The 18,087-nt window shown below is 45.1% G+C and carries 20 protein-coding genes; 18 read left to right on the top strand and 2 right to left on the bottom strand.

Annotated elements, in window-relative coordinates; genetic code table 11:
- Positions 1-220: 220 nt before the first annotated feature.
- Entirely contained in the window at positions 221-547 is a 327-nt protein-coding gene (locus R7P35_RS17045) for a helix-turn-helix domain-containing protein (RefSeq protein ID WP_000047752.1), read from the bottom strand.
- A gap of 93 nt (positions 548-640) precedes the next feature.
- Here R7P35_RS17045 and R7P35_RS17040 point away from each other — a divergent pair, with 93 nt between their 5' ends.
- The 17 genes from R7P35_RS17040 (at position 641) to glmU (ending at position 16,340) form a co-directional block, all read left to right on the top strand.
- Positions 641-1,024 (top strand): hypothetical protein, encoded by a 384-nt coding sequence (locus R7P35_RS17040; RefSeq protein WP_203346787.1) that lies wholly within the window; start codon positions 641-643, stop codon positions 1,022-1,024.
- 379 nt (positions 1,025-1,403) lie between these two features.
- Positions 1,404-2,252, top strand: coding sequence for a hypothetical protein (locus R7P35_RS17035; protein ID WP_318092386.1), 849 nt, complete (start codon positions 1,404-1,406; stop codon positions 2,250-2,252).
- Between the two features lie 293 nt (positions 2,253-2,545).
- The gene (mioC, locus tag R7P35_RS17030; RefSeq protein ID WP_005378900.1) at positions 2,546-2,980 is read left to right on the top strand and encodes an FMN-binding protein MioC; all 435 of its coding nucleotides are present in this window, start codon (positions 2,546-2,548) and stop codon (positions 2,978-2,980) included.
- 477 nt (positions 2,981-3,457) lie between these two features.
- Complete coding sequence (gene mnmG / locus R7P35_RS17025) at positions 3,458-5,353, top strand: tRNA uridine-5-carboxymethylaminomethyl(34) synthesis enzyme MnmG (RefSeq protein WP_005378901.1); 1,896 nt, start codon at positions 3,458-3,460, stop codon at positions 5,351-5,353.
- A complete protein-coding gene (gene rsmG, locus R7P35_RS17020) occupies positions 5,353-5,988 on the top strand; it encodes a 16S rRNA (guanine(527)-N(7))-methyltransferase RsmG (RefSeq protein WP_005378902.1) in 636 nt (211 codons plus the stop codon). The genes mnmG and rsmG overlap by 1 nt, the downstream gene beginning before the upstream one ends.
- Positions 5,989-5,998: 10 nt before the next feature.
- Positions 5,999-6,772 (top strand): ParA family protein, encoded by a 774-nt coding sequence (locus tag R7P35_RS17015; RefSeq protein WP_005383838.1) that lies wholly within the window; start codon positions 5,999-6,001, stop codon positions 6,770-6,772.
- 24 nt (positions 6,773-6,796) lie between these two features.
- On the top strand, positions 6,797-7,678 hold the full coding sequence (locus R7P35_RS17010; RefSeq protein ID WP_005383840.1) for a ParB/RepB/Spo0J family partition protein: 882 nt from the start codon (positions 6,797-6,799) through the stop codon (positions 7,676-7,678).
- A gap of 189 nt (positions 7,679-7,867) precedes the next feature.
- Positions 7,868-8,257, top strand: coding sequence for a F0F1 ATP synthase subunit I (locus R7P35_RS17005; protein WP_005378921.1), 390 nt, complete (start codon positions 7,868-7,870; stop codon positions 8,255-8,257).
- 8 nt (positions 8,258-8,265) lie between these two features.
- Positions 8,266-9,078, top strand: coding sequence for a F0F1 ATP synthase subunit A (gene atpB, locus R7P35_RS17000; protein WP_005378922.1), 813 nt, complete (start codon positions 8,266-8,268; stop codon positions 9,076-9,078).
- 57 nt (positions 9,079-9,135) lie between these two features.
- The gene (gene atpE / locus R7P35_RS16995) at positions 9,136-9,390 is read left to right on the top strand and encodes a F0F1 ATP synthase subunit C (protein WP_002540812.1); all 255 of its coding nucleotides are present in this window, start codon (positions 9,136-9,138) and stop codon (positions 9,388-9,390) included.
- Positions 9,391-9,464: 74 nt separating this feature from the next.
- Positions 9,465-9,935 carry a F0F1 ATP synthase subunit B gene (gene atpF / locus R7P35_RS16990; protein WP_005378929.1) on the top strand — a complete coding sequence of 157 codons (471 nt, stop codon included), beginning with the start codon at positions 9,465-9,467 and terminating at the stop codon, positions 9,933-9,935.
- Between the two features lie 14 nt (positions 9,936-9,949).
- Positions 9,950-10,483 (top strand): F0F1 ATP synthase subunit delta, encoded by a 534-nt coding sequence (atpH, locus tag R7P35_RS16985; RefSeq protein WP_017635596.1) that lies wholly within the window; start codon positions 9,950-9,952, stop codon positions 10,481-10,483.
- 13 nt (positions 10,484-10,496) lie between these two features.
- Positions 10,497-12,038, top strand: a complete 1,542-nt coding sequence (gene atpA, locus R7P35_RS16980; protein WP_005378931.1) for a F0F1 ATP synthase subunit alpha — start codon at positions 10,497-10,499, stop codon at positions 12,036-12,038.
- 44 nt (positions 12,039-12,082) lie between these two features.
- On the top strand, positions 12,083-12,949 hold the full coding sequence (gene atpG, locus R7P35_RS16975; protein ID WP_005378932.1) for a F0F1 ATP synthase subunit gamma: 867 nt from the start codon (positions 12,083-12,085) through the stop codon (positions 12,947-12,949).
- A 35-nt stretch (positions 12,950-12,984) separates the two neighbouring features.
- On the top strand, positions 12,985-14,388 hold the full coding sequence (gene atpD / locus R7P35_RS16970) for a F0F1 ATP synthase subunit beta (RefSeq protein WP_005383849.1): 1,404 nt from the start codon (positions 12,985-12,987) through the stop codon (positions 14,386-14,388).
- An 18-nt stretch (positions 14,389-14,406) separates the two neighbouring features.
- Entirely contained in the window at positions 14,407-14,829 is a 423-nt protein-coding gene (locus R7P35_RS16965; RefSeq protein WP_005378937.1) for a F0F1 ATP synthase subunit epsilon, read from the top strand.
- 149 nt (positions 14,830-14,978) lie between these two features.
- The gene (gene glmU / locus R7P35_RS16960) at positions 14,979-16,340 is read left to right on the top strand and encodes a bifunctional UDP-N-acetylglucosamine diphosphorylase/glucosamine-1-phosphate N-acetyltransferase GlmU (RefSeq protein ID WP_005378938.1); all 1,362 of its coding nucleotides are present in this window, start codon (positions 14,979-14,981) and stop codon (positions 16,338-16,340) included.
- A gap of 80 nt (positions 16,341-16,420) precedes the next feature.
- Here glmU and R7P35_RS16955 read toward each other — a convergent pair whose 3' ends face one another.
- Positions 16,421-17,161, bottom strand: a complete 741-nt coding sequence (locus R7P35_RS16955) for an amino acid ABC transporter permease (protein WP_005383852.1) — start codon at positions 17,159-17,161, stop codon at positions 16,421-16,423.
- A gap of 115 nt (positions 17,162-17,276) precedes the next feature.
- Between R7P35_RS16955 and R7P35_RS16950 the strand changes: the two genes are divergently transcribed.
- Positions 17,277-18,053 (top strand): transporter substrate-binding domain-containing protein, encoded by a 777-nt coding sequence (locus R7P35_RS16950; protein ID WP_005378944.1) that lies wholly within the window; start codon positions 17,277-17,279, stop codon positions 18,051-18,053.
- Positions 18,054-18,087 lie beyond the last annotated feature (34 nt).

The raw sequence follows: 18,087 nt of genomic DNA, 5'->3' as shown, positions 1-18,087 counted from the left end.
ATTTTCAGTTAATTAAATCTGAAAAAGCACTTGCTACTGGTGACCGTTTTTTCAAAACTCATCCACTCATTTACGGATTTAAGAGCTTAGGAAGGCTAAGCTAAACATTAAAAAATTATCGAGGAGATGTTATGGAACTTTGGATATGGTTGTGCGGCTTACTATTGACGGTAGCGGCTGTAGGTGGCGTCTTCTGGTACGCAGGGCGGGAGAAGTAGAACTAAGCGTTATCTGACTTATCCAACTCTTGCTTGAGCTGAGTGATGAGAGCTTGTTTTTCCTTTTCATTAAGCTGTTCTATTAGGCAAGCCAGCTCAGCTGAACTATCAGAGTCAGAGAAGAAAAATGCAACAGGTACACCAAGCTCCTGAGCAAGCTTTTGTAGCGTACCGATATCGGGCATATGACGCCCTTTTTCATAATGATTCATACGGCCACTCGCTGAACTTGGGTCCATGCCCAAACGGATACCAAGCTCCCTCTGGCTGATACCAACGCGATTTCTTGCCTGTTTAAGGCGCTGTGGAAATGGATTTGTTTTAGACAAGTGAGAATCATCATCAACCTACGATGCTTAGATTTTCTAAGTTTTAATTATACCTGTATACTTAGGAAAACTAAGCACAAGATGGAGACTAAGATGAAAACACTAAAAAAGTTCGCACTATTTTGCGTTTTTTGTCTTGGTGCGTTAGTGACTGTATATCAAAGCTGGGGTGTGATGTTGATGGTCTTCCCAAGCGTTATTTGGCTACATAAGTCTCTGGATGTTATCCACAAAAATAAGTACATCGCGTTGTTATTTTGGTTTGTACTCTTTTATATAAACTGGCTATTAGCTAGTGCCGCCGCCCTCACCTATTTCTTCATTCATGTCTGGCATTTGCACCAACAGAACATTTCGCTCAATAACTCGTCTTGTACCAAGCGAGCGCCTCGACACATCAACCCAAGCACTGGTTTGTTGATGAAGAACAGGCACTTTGATATCGCAGGTAATGCTTATGGTTGGAGTGACGATTAAGATGAGAAAGATCCTTCACTTCTTAAAATGTCTACCGGGTATGCTGATGATCCTTGTTGGGTTAATGATCGTCGATCCATTTTGGCAACAAGTTGTGATCACCTTTCCCATTGTTTATTGGCTCAAACGTTATCTTCTACTTATTCACAGCTTTCGTCCTCTCTCACTGATAGTTTGGTTCGGATTTGTTTATGTTGACTGGAAGCTTGCCTCGATTAGCTGGATTTCTTATATCGCATCCATAGTGATAAGTACTTGTATGGAAACTGATATGCCAATGATTAGGCCTGTAAAAAATAGACCCAACAAAAAGAAAGAACCTAGCCTATCAAGGCCATTTGCAGGATTAAGATATCAAATACTAAAGGATGATGACTAAATGAACGAAAATCTGCTATCAACAACATTAATGTCAGCGTGCATAGTACTTGTTGGCTGTGCAACAACATCAAACCCAAGCGTTTATGATGAAGGGCACAGTAAAGCTTTCAATATCGCTCAAGCTGGCGGCTTGTACGGGGTAAAAGATCACATTATTCCACGAGAGGAATATGAATCTCTGAAGTTAACTACTAGCACTGCCATCAACACCCAGCTCTTCACCTCGTCGCTCGGAGCCAATATGGATTTAAGTTCCGGACTGGGATTGGGTTTATTAACTTCAGTATTAGAGCAACCTGGAACCGCTTCACGTAATAGCATCATTGCCTGGATGCCACAAAATGAAGCCAATTCAGCTAAAGAAGCACAAGCTAAGCTAGTCAAGAAGATGAAAGATGCCATGGAAAGCACCTTGAAAGAAATGGGATTAGCTTATGAGGCCACTAGCGGCAACTCGGATAGAAAAGTTGAATTTTACTTTCACAGCACCGATTTCGGCTGCCCAGAGTATCAACAAGGCATGACCAACCAAGATCTCTGTTATATCGCCACTGAAATTTTTGAGCCTCGCGAAACAATAGCACCTTCATTCACTAGCTCAGCACAAAAAACTTATGCTTTCGAATCTAATCATAAAGTGTATTACCATCGTTTCCGAATAACCCCTGGGCGTGATAGCAATGTTCCGACGGACCAGATGTATGCTTCTATCAGCAGTCAGTTACCTCAATGGGTGTACCTATACATTTCATCTGGACATATTCAGATCGAAGACACTACTGTGAAAGCACCATATTTACTGGAACGCGGTAAAGCACATCTGTTTATCCATCCAGAAAAAAGCTAATAATCAACTAAGTGAAAGCAAGGTGGAAACACGTTTCCCACCATTCCCACTTTTCCCATCCTGATCTATGATGGAAGTCATCTTGGGAAGTAAGTATTTGACCATAAATTGCAATTTGGTCCCCAATCGGTCCCCAAGACGTCGCGCGAGGCCAGCTATTATGGGAAACTTCACTTTCTGTATCGGGAAGTAAATAATCGAACGCGCGGTGCTGAGCTTAACTCACACCGCGTTTCTTTTTGTACGGCAAGCCATCCATGAGCTTTAGCCGTCGCATTCAATAAGGAAGAAGTATGATCCACATTATTACAGGCAGCACGTTAGGTGGCGCAGAATACGTAGGGGATCACCTGAGTGATCTACTCAACGAGAATGGATTTGAAACAACGATCCACAACCAGCCTTCCCTCAGTGATATCGAAAATCAAGGTACGTGGTTGGTGATCACCTCTACACATGGAGCTGGTGAGTATCCTGATAATATCCAACCTTTTATCGCAGCATTACAAAATACACCGCCAAAAATGACTGATGTAAAATTTGCGGTGATTGCGATTGGTGACTCTAGCTACGATACGTTCTGTGCCGCTGGTCAACACGCTTATGATTTATTAGAGGATATTGGTGCAACCCCTCTCGCAGATTGCTTTAAAATCGATGTACTGAGCCATGATGTGCCAGAAGACGCCGCAGAAATGTGGTTAAAAGAGAATATCGAACGTTTTTAAACTCACGACTTTCCCTTCAACAGAGTCGAAATTCGGCTCTGTTTTCTCCCATGTGAATAACTCCCACCAAATTATTTTGTTTAACCGCTCAAAAACCAACCAAACAGACTGTGGATAACTACAATAAGATCCAGTGATTTTCCTTTAGTTATCCCAATAACAACTTTGATCAATTTCACCCCCTGTGTATAACCACCACTTTTGATCCCAGGTAATCCTCGATCTGATCCAATCATGATCACAAGATATGATCCAAAGAAGATCCATGATCTTGTTGATCATTTTTAGGTTATCCACAGAAACGGTCGATCCTAATAGTAGATCTAATAAAAGATCATATATATAGATCTTATATATATTTATCTTGAAGCTTAAAACGGATAAAACGAGAAAACGTTTTTCTCTCTGGCATAAAGCAGGTAAAATACGGCTCCTTTATCTGTCCATTAAATCCCTTTGAATACCTGAGGTCAGTTCATGCTTTATCACGAAAACTTTGACGTCATTGTTGTCGGTGGCGGACACGCAGGAACGGAAGCCGCGCTCGCATCTGCACGCACAGGACAAAAAACGCTTCTCCTTACCCATAACATCGATACATTAGGCCAGATGTCTTGTAATCCGGCGATCGGTGGTATTGGTAAAGGTCACTTAGTAAAAGAAGTAGATGCTATGGGCGGTTTGATGGCTGAAGCCATCGACCATGCAGGTATTCAGTTTCGTACACTAAATGCCTCCAAAGGTCCTGCAGTACGAGCAACTCGAGCTCAAGCCGATCGCGCTCTGTACAAAGCGTACGTTCGTAATGCATTAGAAAATGCGCCTAACTTAACGTTGTTCCAGCAATCAGTTGATGATCTGATTGTTGAACAAGATCGCGCAGTTGGTGTGGTAACTCAAATGGGACTTCGCTTCCATGCGAAAGCCGTTGTGCTAACCGTGGGTACCTTCCTTGGTGGTAAGATCCACATAGGTATGGAAAGCTCGTCTGGTGGTCGTGCCGGGGATCCACCATCGATCGCATTAGCGGATCGACTGCGTGAACTGCCGTTCCGTGTGGATCGTTTAAAAACAGGTACTCCACCGCGCATTGATGCTCGTACTGTTGATTTTTCAGTGCTAGAAGCTCAGCACGGTGATAACCCAACGCCTGTATTCTCGTTCATGGGCAAACGTGAACAGCATCCGCGTCAGATTCCATGTTTCATCACCCACACCAATGAACAAACTCACGATGTGATCCGTAGTAACTTGGATCGCAGTCCAATGTACGCAGGTGTGATTGAAGGTATTGGTCCGCGTTACTGTCCGTCTATTGAAGACAAAGTGATGCGTTTCGCTGACAAAAACAGCCACCAAATCTTCATTGAGCCAGAAGGCCTAACCACGCACGAGTTATACCCTAATGGTATCTCGACCAGCTTGCCATTTGATGTGCAAGTACAAATCGTGCGCTCAATGAAAGGGTTTGAAAATGCACACATCGTTCGCCCAGGTTATGCGATTGAATATGATTTCTTCGATCCACGTGATTTGAAGCAAACGTACGAGACGAAGTTCATCCATGGTTTGTTCTTTGCTGGCCAGATTAATGGCACGACTGGCTACGAAGAAGCCGCAGCGCAAGGCTTGATGGCCGGTCTAAATGCAAGCTTGTTTAGCCAAGACAAAGAAGGCTGGAGCCCACGTCGTGACCAAGCTTACATGGGCGTGTTGATTGATGACTTATCGACCATGGGTACCAAAGAGCCGTACCGCATGTTCACTTCTCGTGCGGAATACCGCCTGCTACTTCGTGAAGATAACGCCGATTTACGTTTAACGGAAAAAGCGCGCGAGCTAGGCTTGATTGATGATGTTCGTTGGGCTCGCTTTAACGAGAAAATCAACAATATGGAAACGGAGCGTCAGCGTTTGAAAGCAACGTGGATGAATCCGAAGTCAGAGGGTGTTGATGAGCTGAACAAGCTGCTGAAAACCCCAATGGCCCGTGAAGCGAGTGGTGAGGATCTTCTGCGTCGTCCAGAGATCACTTATTCGCAACTGACGCAACTTGAAGCGTTTGCTCCTGCACTTGAAGATCAGCAAGCGGCTGAGCAAGTTGAAATTCAAGTGAAATACGATGGTTACATCAAGCGTCAGCAGGAAGAGATCGAAAAATCACTGCGTCACGAAAATACCAAGTTACCTGCTGATTTGGATTACCGCGATGTAAAAGGTTTATCAAACGAAGTCGTTGCTAAACTGAGCGAGGCCAAACCAGAGAGCATCGGTATTGCATCACGCATTTCTGGTATTACGCCTGCTGCAATTTCTATTCTACTTGTTCACTTGAAAAAGCATGGTTTGCTGAAGAAAGGTGAGGAAGAATAATGAGCGCATTGCGAACAAAGCTGGATTCACTGATCGCGAAAACCGATTTGGAAGTGTCAGAACAGCAACGAGAGCAGTTAGTTGGTTATGTCGAACTGCTCGACAAATGGAACAAAGCGTACAATTTAACATCGGTACGTGATCCGCTTGATATGTTAGTGAAACATATTCTTGATAGTATCGTTGTAAGCGCACACCTGCCCGGTGAGCGCTTCATTGATGTTGGTACTGGTCCGGGGTTACCGGGCATCCCTTTGGCAATAATGAACCCTGAGAAAACCTTCTTTTTGCTCGACAGTCTTGGCAAACGCATTCGTTTTATCAAGCAAGTCGTGCACACATTAGGGCTGAAAAACGTGACACCAATTCAAAGTCGCGTCGAAGAATTCCAACCTGAAGAAAAATTTGATGGCGTTTTGAGTCGAGCTTTTGCTTCAATGACAGACATGGTGGAATGGTGCCACCATTTGCCGAAACAAGAGCACGGGGTGTTTCTAGCGCTGAAAGGACAGCACCCTAAAGATGAAATGGATCAGCTTCCTGAATGGTGCAGTGTGACAGAGATCATATCTTTGGCTGTTCCTGAGTTGGAAGGTGATCGTCATCTAGTAATCTTATCGCGCAAGGAAAATTAGCGAGGTAATCGTGGGTAAAATTGTAGCAATCGCCAACCAGAAAGGTGGGGTCGGCAAAACAACAACGTGCATTAACTTAGCGGCTTCGATGGCGGCAACAAAGCGCAAGGTTTTGGTGATCGATCTCGACCCGCAAGGCAATGCTACGATGGCCAGTGGCGTGGATAAGTATATGGTCGATGCCACCGCATACGATCTTTTGGTCGAAGATACACCGTTCGATCAAGTCGTTTGTACCCAAACAACAGGGAAGTATGATTTGATCGCGGCGAACGGAGACGTAACCGCGGCAGAAATCAAATTGATGGAAGTTTTCGCTCGTGAAGTGCGTCTAAAAAATGCATTGTCGTCAGTTCGCGATAACTATGATTTCATCTTTATTGATTGTCCTCCTTCTCTAAACCTTCTTACAATCAATGCGATGGCGGCAGCTGACTCTGTGCTGGTGCCGATGCAATGTGAATACTTTGCGTTAGAAGGTTTAACTGCTCTTATGGATACAATCAGCAAGTTAGCGGCTGTTGTGAATGAAAACCTAAAAATCGAAGGTTTATTGCGTACCATGTACGACCCACGCAACCGCTTATCGAATGAAGTATCCGATCAACTTAAAAAACACTTTGGGAATAAAGTTTACCGTACTGTCATTCCGCGTAATGTTCGTTTGGCTGAAGCACCAAGTCACGGTAAGCCTGCAATGTACTACGATAAGTACTCCGCAGGTGCCAAAGCGTATCTTGCTCTAGCGGGCGAAATGCTCCGCCGCGAAGAAATCCCAGTTTAACTCTAACCTAAGGAATTCAATCCCATGTCTAAGCGTGGTCTCGGAAAAGGACTGGATGCGTTATTGTCGACCAGTTCGTTTGCTCGTGAAAAACAGCATATTGCATCGCATAGCCAAGAATTATCGGCAGACGGTGAGTTAACCGATTTAGCGATTGGTCAATTGCAGCCGGGCGTATACCAACCGCGTAAAGATATGGCGCCTGAAGCGCTAGAAGAACTAGCGGCTTCGATTCAATCACAAGGCATTATTCAACCAATCGTGGTTCGCCAGGTCGAAAATGGTCAGTTTGAGATCATCGCAGGTGAACGCCGCTGGCGTGCTGCAAGGCAGGCGGGTTTAAAACGCGTGCCGTGTTTGGTGAAAAAAGTTGAAGATCGTGCCGCCATCGCCATGGCGTTGATTGAAAACATTCAACGTGAAGACTTGAATGTGATTGAGGAAGCCCAAGCGCTTGAGCGTCTACAAGATGAATTCACGCTGACACATCAGCAAGTGGCCGATGTGATTGGTAAATCAAGAACGACGGTGAGCAACCTATTACGTCTGAATCAGTTGGAAGTTGATGTAAAAGGTCTGGTTGCAGATAAAAAATTGGAAATGGGTCATGCTCGAGCTCTGTTAGCGTTAGAAGGCGAACAGCAAGTCGAAGTAGCTCAACAAGTGGCTAAGAAGCAAATGACTGTTCGCCAAACCGAACAGTTAGTAAAAAAGTGCTTAGCCCCACAAAATGAGCAAAAAGGGCAACAAGAGGATACCGAAGCCGAGCAAATGTCGCATAAATTGAGTCAGCTGCTTGATGCAAAAGTTTCTCTTACCCGTTCTGCAAACGGAAAAGCGAAATTGACGATAAGTCTTGATGAGCCTCACAAATTGGACCAACTAATTGCCAAGCTTGAGGCCTAGATGAGATAATTGATTTAGGTCAATTAATCTAATTAATCGAATTTTGTGCGAAAGTTGTCGTTTTGTAAACAAAACTGTAAGTTTTTGATGCAATCGAATTGCTTTACGTTGAACTGAACGTATAATTTTCGCCAATTTCCCAGCACAGAGAGTTAAGTGCGAAGTGGATATTACTAGAGGTACGAATACATGGTAGCTGCGTTAGCTAGACCAGGACGAGAGCTCGCAAGGCAATTGTTAATGATCCAGTCTGGCGCGGTTATTTTTGTGGCAGCAGGAATGGCGGTAGCCATAAATCCTGACTGGGGATTTTCAGCGCTGATTGGCGGAGGCATTTTTGTTGTTGCCAATGCAGTATTCGCGCTGTGTGCTTTCATGTTTAGTGGAGCTCGCGCTGCCAAGCGCATCGCTGCTTCCTTCTATACGGGTGAAGTACTGAAAATTCTCATCACGGTTGCACTGTTCTATGTTGCCTACATGTATATGCAGGTGGAACTTGTTCCCCTCAAACTAACCTATTTGCTGGTACTAGGTATTAATATCTGTGCACCAGTGCTATTCATTAACAACAAAAAATAGGATGAGTTATGGCTGCGCCAGGTGAAGCGCTAACATCGTCCGGTTACATTGCCCACCACCTTTCTAACCTATCGCTATACAAGTTGGGTTTAGTAGGGTCGGAGACAAGTTTCTGGAACGTACATATCGATAGCCTGTTTTTTTCTTGGTTTACTGGTTTAATCTTCCTCGGAATTTTTTACAAAGTAGCAAAGAGAACAACAGCGGGTGTACCGGGTAAGCTTCAGTGTGCTGTAGAAATGATCGTTGAATTTGTCGCCGATAACGTCAAAGACACGTTCCATGGACGCAACCCACTGATCGCGCCTTTAGCACTGACTATCTTTTGTTGGGTATTTTTGATGAACGTGATGGACTTAGTTCCTATCGACTTCTTACCATACCCAGCAGAGCATTGGCTAGGTATTCCTTACCTTAAGGTTGTACCGTCTGCTGATGTGAATATCACCATGGCTATGGCTCTAGGCGTTTTTGCATTGATGATTTACTACAGCATCAAAGTAAAAGGTCTAGGTGGATTCGCAAAAGAACTTGCACTACATCCATTCAATCACCCACTGATGATTCCGTTTAACCTACTAATTGAAGTGGTATCGCTATTAGCGAAACCTCTATCACTTGGTATGCGTCTATTCGGTAACATGTTCGCGGGTGAGGTTGTATTCATTCTTTGTGCGGCAATGCTACCATGGTACTTACAATGGATGGGTTCACTACCGTGGGCAATCTTCCATATCTTGGTTATTACGATTCAAGCCTTCGTATTCATGATGTTGACAATTGTTTACCTGTCAATGGCACACGAAGATCCTGATCATTAATTTTTTTAAAGCTTTTTATTTGGGCACTAAGCCAACAACTATAAATTGGAGATAGTAATGGAAACTTTACTGAGCTTTTCTGCAATCGCCGTAGGTATTATCGTCGGTCTTGCTTCTCTTGGTACAGCGATTGGTTTCGCACTGCTAGGTGGTAAATTCCTAGAAGGTGCTGCACGTCAACCAGAAATGGCTCCTATGCTACAAGTTAAGATGTTCATCATCGCGGGTCTACTTGATGCGGTTCCAATGATCGGTATCGTAATCGCGCTACTATTCACTTTCGCAAACCCATTCGTTGGTCAACTAGGTTAATCACCTTTAACTCGGGACGGGCGATTATCGCTTGTCACTGATTAACACTAAGTCCAAATAGAGGGGTAGCTGTTGTGAACATAAACGCAACTCTGCTAGGTCAAGCAATCTCGTTCGCACTATTTGTGTGGTTCTGCATGAAGTATGTATGGCCACCATTGATGCAAGCGATCGAAGAGCGTCAGAAGAAAATTGCTGATGGTCTTCAAGCAGCAGAACGTGCTGCGAAAGACTTGGATCTAGCACAAGCCAACGCTTCTGATCAATTGAAAGAAGCGAAGCGCACAGCAACTGAGATCATCGAACAAGCGAACAAGCGTAAGTCTCAAATTCTTGATGAAGCTCGCGAGGAAGCTCAGGCAGAACGCCAGAAAATCCTAGCGCAAGCAGAAGCAGAACTTGAAGCTGAACGCAATCGTGCACGCGATGAGCTGCGCAAACAAGTTGCTACTCTGGCTGTAGCTGGTGCTGAGAAAATCCTTGAGCGTTCTATCGATAAAGATGCGCAAAAAGATATTCTCGACAACATTACTGCAAAACTTTAAGTCTGGGGGCGCATATGTCTGATTTGACTACTATCGCACGCCCCTATGCTAAAGCAGCCTTCGACTTTGCTTTAGAGAAAGACCAGTTGGACCAATGGGGCCAAATGTTATCTTTTGCTGCTGAAGTGGCCAAAAACGAACAAATGAACGAACTACTAACGGGTTCGGTTTCTGCTGACAAAATGGCAGAAATTTTTGTTGCAGTTTGCGGCGAACAAGTTGATGCGCACGGTCAAAACCTTTTGAAGGTAATGGCTGAGAATGGTCGTTTAGCGGCCCTTCCTGATGTTTGCACGGAGTTTTTTACTCTGAAAAAAGAACATGAGAAAGAAATTGATGTTGAAGTAATTTCAGCAACAGAGCTTTCTGATGAACAACTTGCAAACATTGGCAGCAAACTTGAAAAGCGTCTTGAACGCAAAGTGAAGCTGAATTGCAGTGTAGATGAGACCCTACTTGGTGGGGTTATTATTCGAGCCGGAGACCTAGTCATCGATGACTCAGCGCGTGGTCGTTTGAACCGCCTGAGCGATGCATTGCAGTCTTAATGGGGATTGGAGCATGCAACTTAATTCCACGGAAATTAGCGATCTGATCAAACAACGTATCGAATCTTTCGAAGTTGTTAGTGAAGCTCGCAACGAGGGTACTATCGTATCGGTAAGCGATGGTATCATCCGCATCCACGGCCTAGCGGACGTGATGCAAGGTGAAATGATTGAATTACCGGGTGGCCGTTATGCACTGGCACTTAACCTTGAGCGTGACTCGGTTGGTGCGGTTGTAATGGGCCCATATGCTGACCTTAAGGAAGGCATGAAAGTTACAGGTACTGGCCGCATTCTTGAAGTGCCAGTTGGTCCAGAACTACTAGGCCGCGTAGTAAACACGCTGGGTGAGCCTATCGATGGTAAAGGTCCAATCGAAGCGAAAATGACTTCGCCTGTAGAAGTGATCGCACCAGGTGTAATCGACCGTAAATCGGTAGACCAACCTGTGCAAACTGGTTATAAGTCAGTTGACTCAATGATCCCAATCGGTCGTGGTCAGCGTGAGCTTATCATCGGTGACCGTCAGATTGGTAAAACAGCACTGGCGATCGACGCGATCATCAACCAGAAAGACTCTGGTATTTTCTCTATCTACGTAGCAATCGGTCAGAAAGCATCGACTATCGCTAACGTTGTTCGCAAACTAGAAGAGCACGGCGCACTACAAAATACTATCGTTGTAGTTGCATCAGCTTCTGAATCTGCAGCGCTTCAATACCTAGCGCCTTACGCAGGTTGTGCGATGGGTGAATACTTCCGCGATCGCGGTGAAGACGCACTGATTGTTTACGATGATCTATCTAAGCAAGCGGTAGCTTACCGTCAGATCTCTCTACTACTTAAACGTCCACCAGGCCGTGAGGCATTCCCAGGTGACGTATTCTACTTACACTCGCGTCTACTAGAGCGTGCAGCTCGTGTAAACGAAGAGTACGTAGAGCGTTTCACTAACGGTGAAGTGAAAGGTAAGACTGGTTCTTTGACTGCTCTTCCTATCATCGAAACTCAAGCAGGTGACGTTTCAGCATTCGTACCGACTAACGTAATCTCGATTACCGATGGTCAGATCTTCCTACAAACTGAGCTATTCAACGCTGGTGTTCGTCCTGCTGTTGACCCAGGTATCTCAGTATCTCGTGTAGGTGGTTCAGCTCAGACGAAAATCATCAAGAAACTATCAGGTGGTATCCGTACAGCACTAGCTGCATACCGTGAACTAGCGGCATTTGCTCAGTTCTCTTCTGACCTTGATGACGCAACGAAGAAACAGCTAGACCATGGTCAAAAAGTTACAGAACTAATGAAGCAGAAGCAGTACGCTCCAATGTCTGTATTTGACCAAGCTCTAACTATCTTCGCGGCAGAGCGCGGTTACCTTGATGATGTAGAACTTAACAAAGTTCTAGATTTCGAGGCGGCTCTACTATCGTACGCTCGCGGTCAATACGCTGAACTAGCAGCTGAGATCGACAAGTCTGGCGCTTACAACGATGAAATCGAAGCTCAGTTGAAGAAACTGACTGACGACTTCAAAGCAACCCAAACTTGGTAATTAGGTCGGTGGCAGTTTCTGCCACCAACTAACGGAGAGTAACGATGGCCGGCGCAAAAGAGATACGTAATAAAATCGGTAGTGTTAAAAGCACTCAGAAAATTACGAAAGCGATGGAAATGGTAGCAGCTTCAAAAATGCGTCGTTCTCAAGATGCAATGGAAGCTTCTCGTCCATACGCTGAAACAATGCGTAAAGTGATCGGTCATGTGGCTAACGCAAACCTAGAGTACCGTCATCCGTACCTAGAAGAGCGTGAAGCTAAACGTGTTGGTTACATCATCGTTTCGACAGACCGTGGTCTGTGTGGTGGTTTGAATATTAACGTGTTCAAAAAAGCCGTTACAGACATGCAAGCATGGAGAGAGAAAGGTGCTGAGATTGAGCTAGCCGTTGTTGGCTCAAAAGCAACAGCTTTCTTTAAACATGGTGGCGCAAAAGTTGCGGCACAGGTTTCTGGTCTTGGAGATAATCCAAGCCTACAAGACCTAATCGGCTCTGTTGGCGTAATGCTGAAGAAATACGATGAAGGTGAACTGGACCGTCTATATGTAGTATTCAACAAGTTTGTAAATACTATGGTTCAGCAACCAACGATCGATCAATTGCTACCTTTGCCTAAATCGGACAGCGAAGAGATGCAGCGTGAGCATTCATGGGACTACATCTATGAGCCTGAACCAAAACCTCTACTGGATACGCTATTAGTGCGTTACGTAGAGTCTCAGGTATACCAAGGTGTGGTTGAGAACCTTGCTTGTGAGCAAGCGGCTCGAATGATTGCGATGAAGGCTGCAACGGATAACGCAACCAGTTTGATTGACGATTTGGAACTTGTGTACAACAAAGCCCGTCAGGCTGCGATTACACAAGAACTATCAGAAATCGTTGGTGGTGCAGCTGCGGTTTAAGCTTAGGTAAAACGAAATAGTTTAGAGGATTAACGATGGCTACAGGTAAGATCGTACAGATCATCGGTGCGGTAGTCGACGTAGAGTTCCCACAGAGCAATGTACCTAGTGTATATGACGCTCTAAACGTAACGGACTCAAAAGAGCGTCTAGTTCTTGAAGTTCAACAACAGCTAGGCGGTGGCGTAGTTCGTTGTATCGTAATGGGTAGCTCTGATGGTTTACGTCGTGGAGTTGAAGTGGTTAACACTGGCGCTCCAATTTCAGTACCAGTAGGTACTAAAACTCTAGGTCGTATCATGAACGTCCTAGGTGACGCGATTGACGAGCGTGGTGAAGTGGGTGCGGAAGAGGTTTACTCTATCCACCGTAGTGCACCAAGCTACGAAGAGCAATCAAACGAAATTGCACTTCTAGAAACGGGCGTTAAAGTAATCGACCTAATTTGTCCATTCGCTAAGGGTGGTAAAATCGGTCTATTCGGTGGTGCAGGTGTAGGTAAGACCGTTAACATGATGGAACTTATCAACAACATCGCACTACAGCACTCAGGTCTATCAGTATTCGCTGGTGTTGGTGAGCGTACTCGTGAAGGTAACGATTTCTACTACGAGATGCAGGAAGCGGGCGTTGTAAACGTTGAGAAGCCTGAAGAATCAAAAGTAGCGATGGTTTACGGTCAGATGAACGAGCCACCAGGTAACCGTCTACGTGTTGCACTGACTGGTCTAACAATGGCAGAGCGTTTCCGTGACGAAGGTCGTGACGTACTACTGTTCATTGATAACATCTACCGTTACACACTTGCAGGTACAGAGGTATCAGCACTACTAGGTCGTATGCCTTCTGCGGTAGGTTACCAGCCAACTCTTGCAGAAGAGATGGGTGTACTTCAGGAGCGTATCACGTCAACGAAATCAGGTTCTATCACGTCTGTACAGGCGGTATACGTACCAGCGGATGACTTGACTGACCCGTCTCCAGCAACAACGTTCGCGCACTTGGATGCAACGGTTGTACTTAACCGTAACATCGCTGCAATGGGTCTATACCCTGCGATCGACCCGCTAGATTCAACATCTCGTATGCTTGATCCACTAGTCGTTGGTCAAGATCACTACGAAGTTGCTCGTGGTGTTCAGCAGACTCTTCAGCGCTACAAAGAGCTGAAAGATATCATTGCTATCCTAGGTATGGACGAGCTATCTGAAGAAGATAAGCAAGTTGTATCTCGTGCACGTAAGATTGAGCGTTTCCTAACTCAGCCTTACCACGTAGCAGAAGTATTTACAGGTGACCCTGGTATTTACGTACCTCTAAAAGAGACTCTACGTGGCTTTAAAGGTCTACTAGCTGGTGAATACGACGACATTCCTGAGCAGGCATTTATGTACTGCGGTAGCATCGACGATGCTATTGAGAATGCGAAGAAGCTATAAGGCTAACTAGGAGGCGATATGGCAGCAATAACCTTTCACCTAGACGTAGTAAGCGCTGAGAAGAAAATCTTCTCTGGTCGTGTTGAAACGTTTCAGGTGACCGGTAGCGAAGGTGAACTTGGTATTTTCCATGGTCACACACCGCTGCTGACCGCTATCAAGCCTGGTATGGTGCGTATTGTGAAACAGCACGGCCACGAAGAAATTATTTATGTTTCTGGTGGTATGGTAGAGATTCAGCCTGGTACAGCGACTGTACTAGCTGATACAGCTATCCGTGGTGAAGAGCTAGACGCAGCGAAGGCAGAAGAAGCCAAACGCCGCGCTGAGGAGCAAATCCAGAATCAGCATGGTGACATGGACTTCGCACAAGCGGCCAGTGAACTGGCTAAAGCCATTGCTCAGCTACGAGTTATCGAGCTGACAAAAAAGCGTCGCTAAGCTCAATTAGCAACGTTGCATGAAAAAAGGCGGCCAATTGGTCGCCTTTTTGATTAATTTTAGTTGGAAATTTACATCCCACCATTAACTAATCCTTCCAAGGTGTTTAAAATAACGCCCAATTAAAATAGAACGTCAATAGGTTATTAATGAAATTCAGTGCTGTGATCCTTGCTGCGGGTAAAGGTACCCGTATGTATTCAAACATGCCTAAAGTGCTACACACTTTGGCAGGCAAGCCAATGGCAAAACATGTTATCGATACATGTACAGGTCTTGGCGCACAAAACATCCACTTAGTATATGGTCACGGTGGTGATCAAATGCAGCAAACGCTAGCAGAAGAGCCTGTAAACTGGGTACTGCAAGCGGAGCAACTAGGTACAGGTCATGCGGTTGATCAAGCGTCTCCGAAGTTTGAAGACGATGAAAAAGTACTGGTGCTTTACGGTGATGTTCCACTGATTTCAGCTGAAACGATTGAAAACCTATTAGATGCACAGCCAACAGGCGGTATTGCACTACTAACAGTGATTCTAGATAACCCGACAGGCTACGGTCGTATTATCCGTAAGAATGGTCCTGTTGTGGCGATCGTTGAGCAAAAAGATGCAACAGAAGAACAAAAACAAATTAAAGAGATCAATACTGGCGTGATGGTTGCGACTGGTGGGGATCTTAAGCGTTGGTTGTCTGGCTTAAACAACAACAACGCACAAGGCGAATACTACCTAACTGACGTTATTGCAGCTGCACACGATGAAGGTCGTGCCGTTGAGGCTGTACACCCAGTCAATGCCATTGAAGTGGAAGGGGTCAATGACCGCGCACAGCTTGCTCGTCTAGAGCGTGCTTTCCAGTCAATGCAAGCTCAGAAGCTACTAGAGCAAGGTGTCATGCTACGCGATCCAGCACGCTTTGATTTGCGTGGTGAGTTACAGTGCGGTATGGACTGTGAAATCGACGTGAATGTTATCATCGAAGGTAATGTTTCACTGGGTGATAACGTGGTTATCGGTGCGGGTTGTGTACTGAAAGATTGTGAAATCGACGACAACACCATCGTTCGCCCTTACAGTGTGATTGAAGGTGCAACGGTTGGTGAAGAATGTACGGTTGGTCCATTTACTCGCCTTCGTCCTGGTGCTGAAATGCGTAACGATTCCCATGTGGGTAACTTCGTTGAAGTGAAAAATGCGCGCATCGGAGAAGGTTCAAAAGCGAACCACCTAACTTACTTAGGTGATGCAGAGATCGGTCAACGTACTAACATCGGCGCAGGTACTATCACTTGTAACTACGATGGTGCGAACAAGTTTAAAACCATCATCGGTAATGATGTTTTTGTTGGTTCTGATAGCCAGCTGGTGGCGCCTGTCACTATCGCTGATGGCGCAACCATCGGTGCTGGCACGACACTAACAAAAGATGTTGAAGAAGGTGAGTTAGTAATTACTCGCGTCAAAGAACGCAAAATTACTGGCTGGCAGCGTCCTGTAAAACAGAAATAAGCATTACCTACACTCTGTCTCTATATTGTCAAAGCCGCTCAACAAGAGCGGCTTTGTTGTTTCTAGCTAAGGCTTCATCGCTAGTAGCTAGGAATGGCAATACGTTTTTCGAGCCAACGAACGGCTTGAGATACAAATAGGATGAGTAACAAGTACTCCAAAACGAGGAAGGTATAAATCTCTAAGGGTAAGTACTCATTCACCACCAGCTCATTAGCACGGCGAGTGAGATCGCTTAAACCAATCACGCTGACTAAAGAACTCATCTTGAGGATGTAGACAAATTGATTGCCCAGTGGTGGGAGAATTTGCCGAAACGCTTGGGGAAGAATTACCAAGCGCATCTTTTGCCAATAGCTTAAGCCCAAAGATTCAGCCGCTTCATGCTGGCCACGGCTGATAGCTTGTATTCCACCGCGAAATACTTCCGCCATAAACGCGCTCTCAGCGATAGTCAGTGCAATAACACCCGCCCAAAAGTGATTGAGTGAGACATCCAATAGCGTAGGCATGCCGTAATACACCCAAAGTAGTAAGACTAAAACTGGCACTGAACGGATCACCTCGACATAAATACGGTTTATCCACTTCAGAGAGGCTGAGTCCGACAGAGCGGGTAACGCAACGATCAGACCCAAGCTCATCGCAAACAACATACTGAGGAGTGATACCTGAATGGTGTCATTAAACCCAGCGATTAAAAACTTTAGATTGGTGAGTCCTTGATCCGTCGAAGGGTCAAGTACATACCAGCCCCATTGATAATCTGAACAACCAGTGAGTAATAGCAGTGAAAACAGCCATAGAGTTCGAAACGTCACATTTACTCCCTGAATTAACTAAAAAACTTCCTTTGTTGCTGCTATGTTATCAGTAGAGCTCTAATAAAGGTTAATTATTAAACCGTATAAGGTCATTATTTTTAAGGGAATAAAAATGAGAAAGATTTTACTAGTGCTAGGAATGTGTTTGCTTGCTGCGACTCAAGTCGCTCACGCTGAAAGCCGTCTTCAATCCATTTTAGACAATGGCGTACTCCGAGTTGGAACGACGGGAGATTGGAATCCGATGACGATGAAAGACCCCGCGACAAACAGTTATCGTGGCTTCGATATCGATGTAACAACAGAACTTGCTAAAGATCTCGGTGTAAAAGTGGAGTATGTGCCCACGGATTGGAAGACGCTAGTTAATGGCATTACCGCCAACAAATACGATATTACTGGCAGCGCATCTCTGAACATGTCTCGCGCGAAAGTAGCTGGATATAGCCAGCCATATTTCTACCTTGCCTTTGTACCTGTGGTGCAAAAGAAAGATCTCGCCAAATTCTCTGATTGGGCGGATTTTAATAAACCAGAAGTAAAAGTCGCGGCGACGTTAGGTACGGTACAAGAAAAAATGGTGAAAGAGTTCTTCCCGTCTGCTCAGCATATTGTTATTGAAGCGCCAGCGCGCGACTTCCAAGAACTACTAGCTCGCAGGGCCGATGTATCGGTGACGTCCAATGTGGAAGCAGCGACGTTGGTGGATAAGTTTAAACAATTGGCGATAGTGCCAGTGACCGCACCGCGTAAACCAACCCCAATTGCTATGTTGTTGCCGCAAGACGATCAAGTATGGATTAATTACATCAATCACTGGGTAGAGTTGAAAAAGACTCAAGGCTTTTTTAAGCAGACTGCCAAGAAATGGGGGTTGAAAAGCTTATAAACAGAAAGAGCCGCATTGCGCGGCTCTTTTTATT

Origin of the sequence: Vibrio sp. Vb0304, from assembly GCF_033338995.1 — a bacterium.
Taxonomy (GTDB): domain Bacteria; phylum Pseudomonadota; class Gammaproteobacteria; order Enterobacterales; family Vibrionaceae; genus Vibrio; species Vibrio alginolyticus.
The sequence above is the reverse complement of the archived record's forward strand: the minus strand, read 5'-3'. Positions and strand labels throughout refer to the sequence as shown.

Bases quoted from the DNA above. Each gene is read 5' to 3' on its own strand.
- R7P35_RS17035 (WP_318092386.1), top strand. From the start codon at position 1,404: ATGAACGAAAATCTGCTATCAACAACATTAATGTCAGCGTGCATAGTA.
- atpH (WP_017635596.1), top strand. From the start codon at position 9,950: ATGTCTGATTTGACTACTATCGCACGCCCCTATGCTAAAGCAGCCTTC.
- mioC (WP_005378900.1), top strand. From the start codon at position 2,546: ATGATCCACATTATTACAGGCAGCACGTTAGGTGGCGCAGAATACGTA.
- R7P35_RS16950 (WP_005378944.1), top strand. From the start codon at position 17,277: ATGAGAAAGATTTTACTAGTGCTAGGAATGTGTTTGCTTGCTGCGACT.
- R7P35_RS17040 (WP_203346787.1), top strand. From the start codon at position 641: ATGAAAACACTAAAAAAGTTCGCACTATTTTGCGTTTTTTGTCTTGGT.
- R7P35_RS17005 (WP_005378921.1), top strand. From the start codon at position 7,868: ATGGTAGCTGCGTTAGCTAGACCAGGACGAGAGCTCGCAAGGCAATTG.
- R7P35_RS17010 (WP_005383840.1), top strand. From the start codon at position 6,797: ATGTCTAAGCGTGGTCTCGGAAAAGGACTGGATGCGTTATTGTCGACC.
- atpB (WP_005378922.1), top strand. From the start codon at position 8,266: ATGGCTGCGCCAGGTGAAGCGCTAACATCGTCCGGTTACATTGCCCAC.
- glmU (WP_005378938.1), top strand. From the start codon at position 14,979: ATGAAATTCAGTGCTGTGATCCTTGCTGCGGGTAAAGGTACCCGTATG.
- rsmG (WP_005378902.1), top strand. From the start codon at position 5,353: ATGAGCGCATTGCGAACAAAGCTGGATTCACTGATCGCGAAAACCGAT.
- R7P35_RS16965 (WP_005378937.1), top strand. From the start codon at position 14,407: ATGGCAGCAATAACCTTTCACCTAGACGTAGTAAGCGCTGAGAAGAAA.
- atpA (WP_005378931.1), top strand. From the start codon at position 10,497: ATGCAACTTAATTCCACGGAAATTAGCGATCTGATCAAACAACGTATC.
- atpE (WP_002540812.1), top strand. From the start codon at position 9,136: ATGGAAACTTTACTGAGCTTTTCTGCAATCGCCGTAGGTATTATCGTC.
- atpD (WP_005383849.1), top strand. From the start codon at position 12,985: ATGGCTACAGGTAAGATCGTACAGATCATCGGTGCGGTAGTCGACGTA.
- atpG (WP_005378932.1), top strand. From the start codon at position 12,083: ATGGCCGGCGCAAAAGAGATACGTAATAAAATCGGTAGTGTTAAAAGC.
- mnmG (WP_005378901.1), top strand. From the start codon at position 3,458: ATGCTTTATCACGAAAACTTTGACGTCATTGTTGTCGGTGGCGGACAC.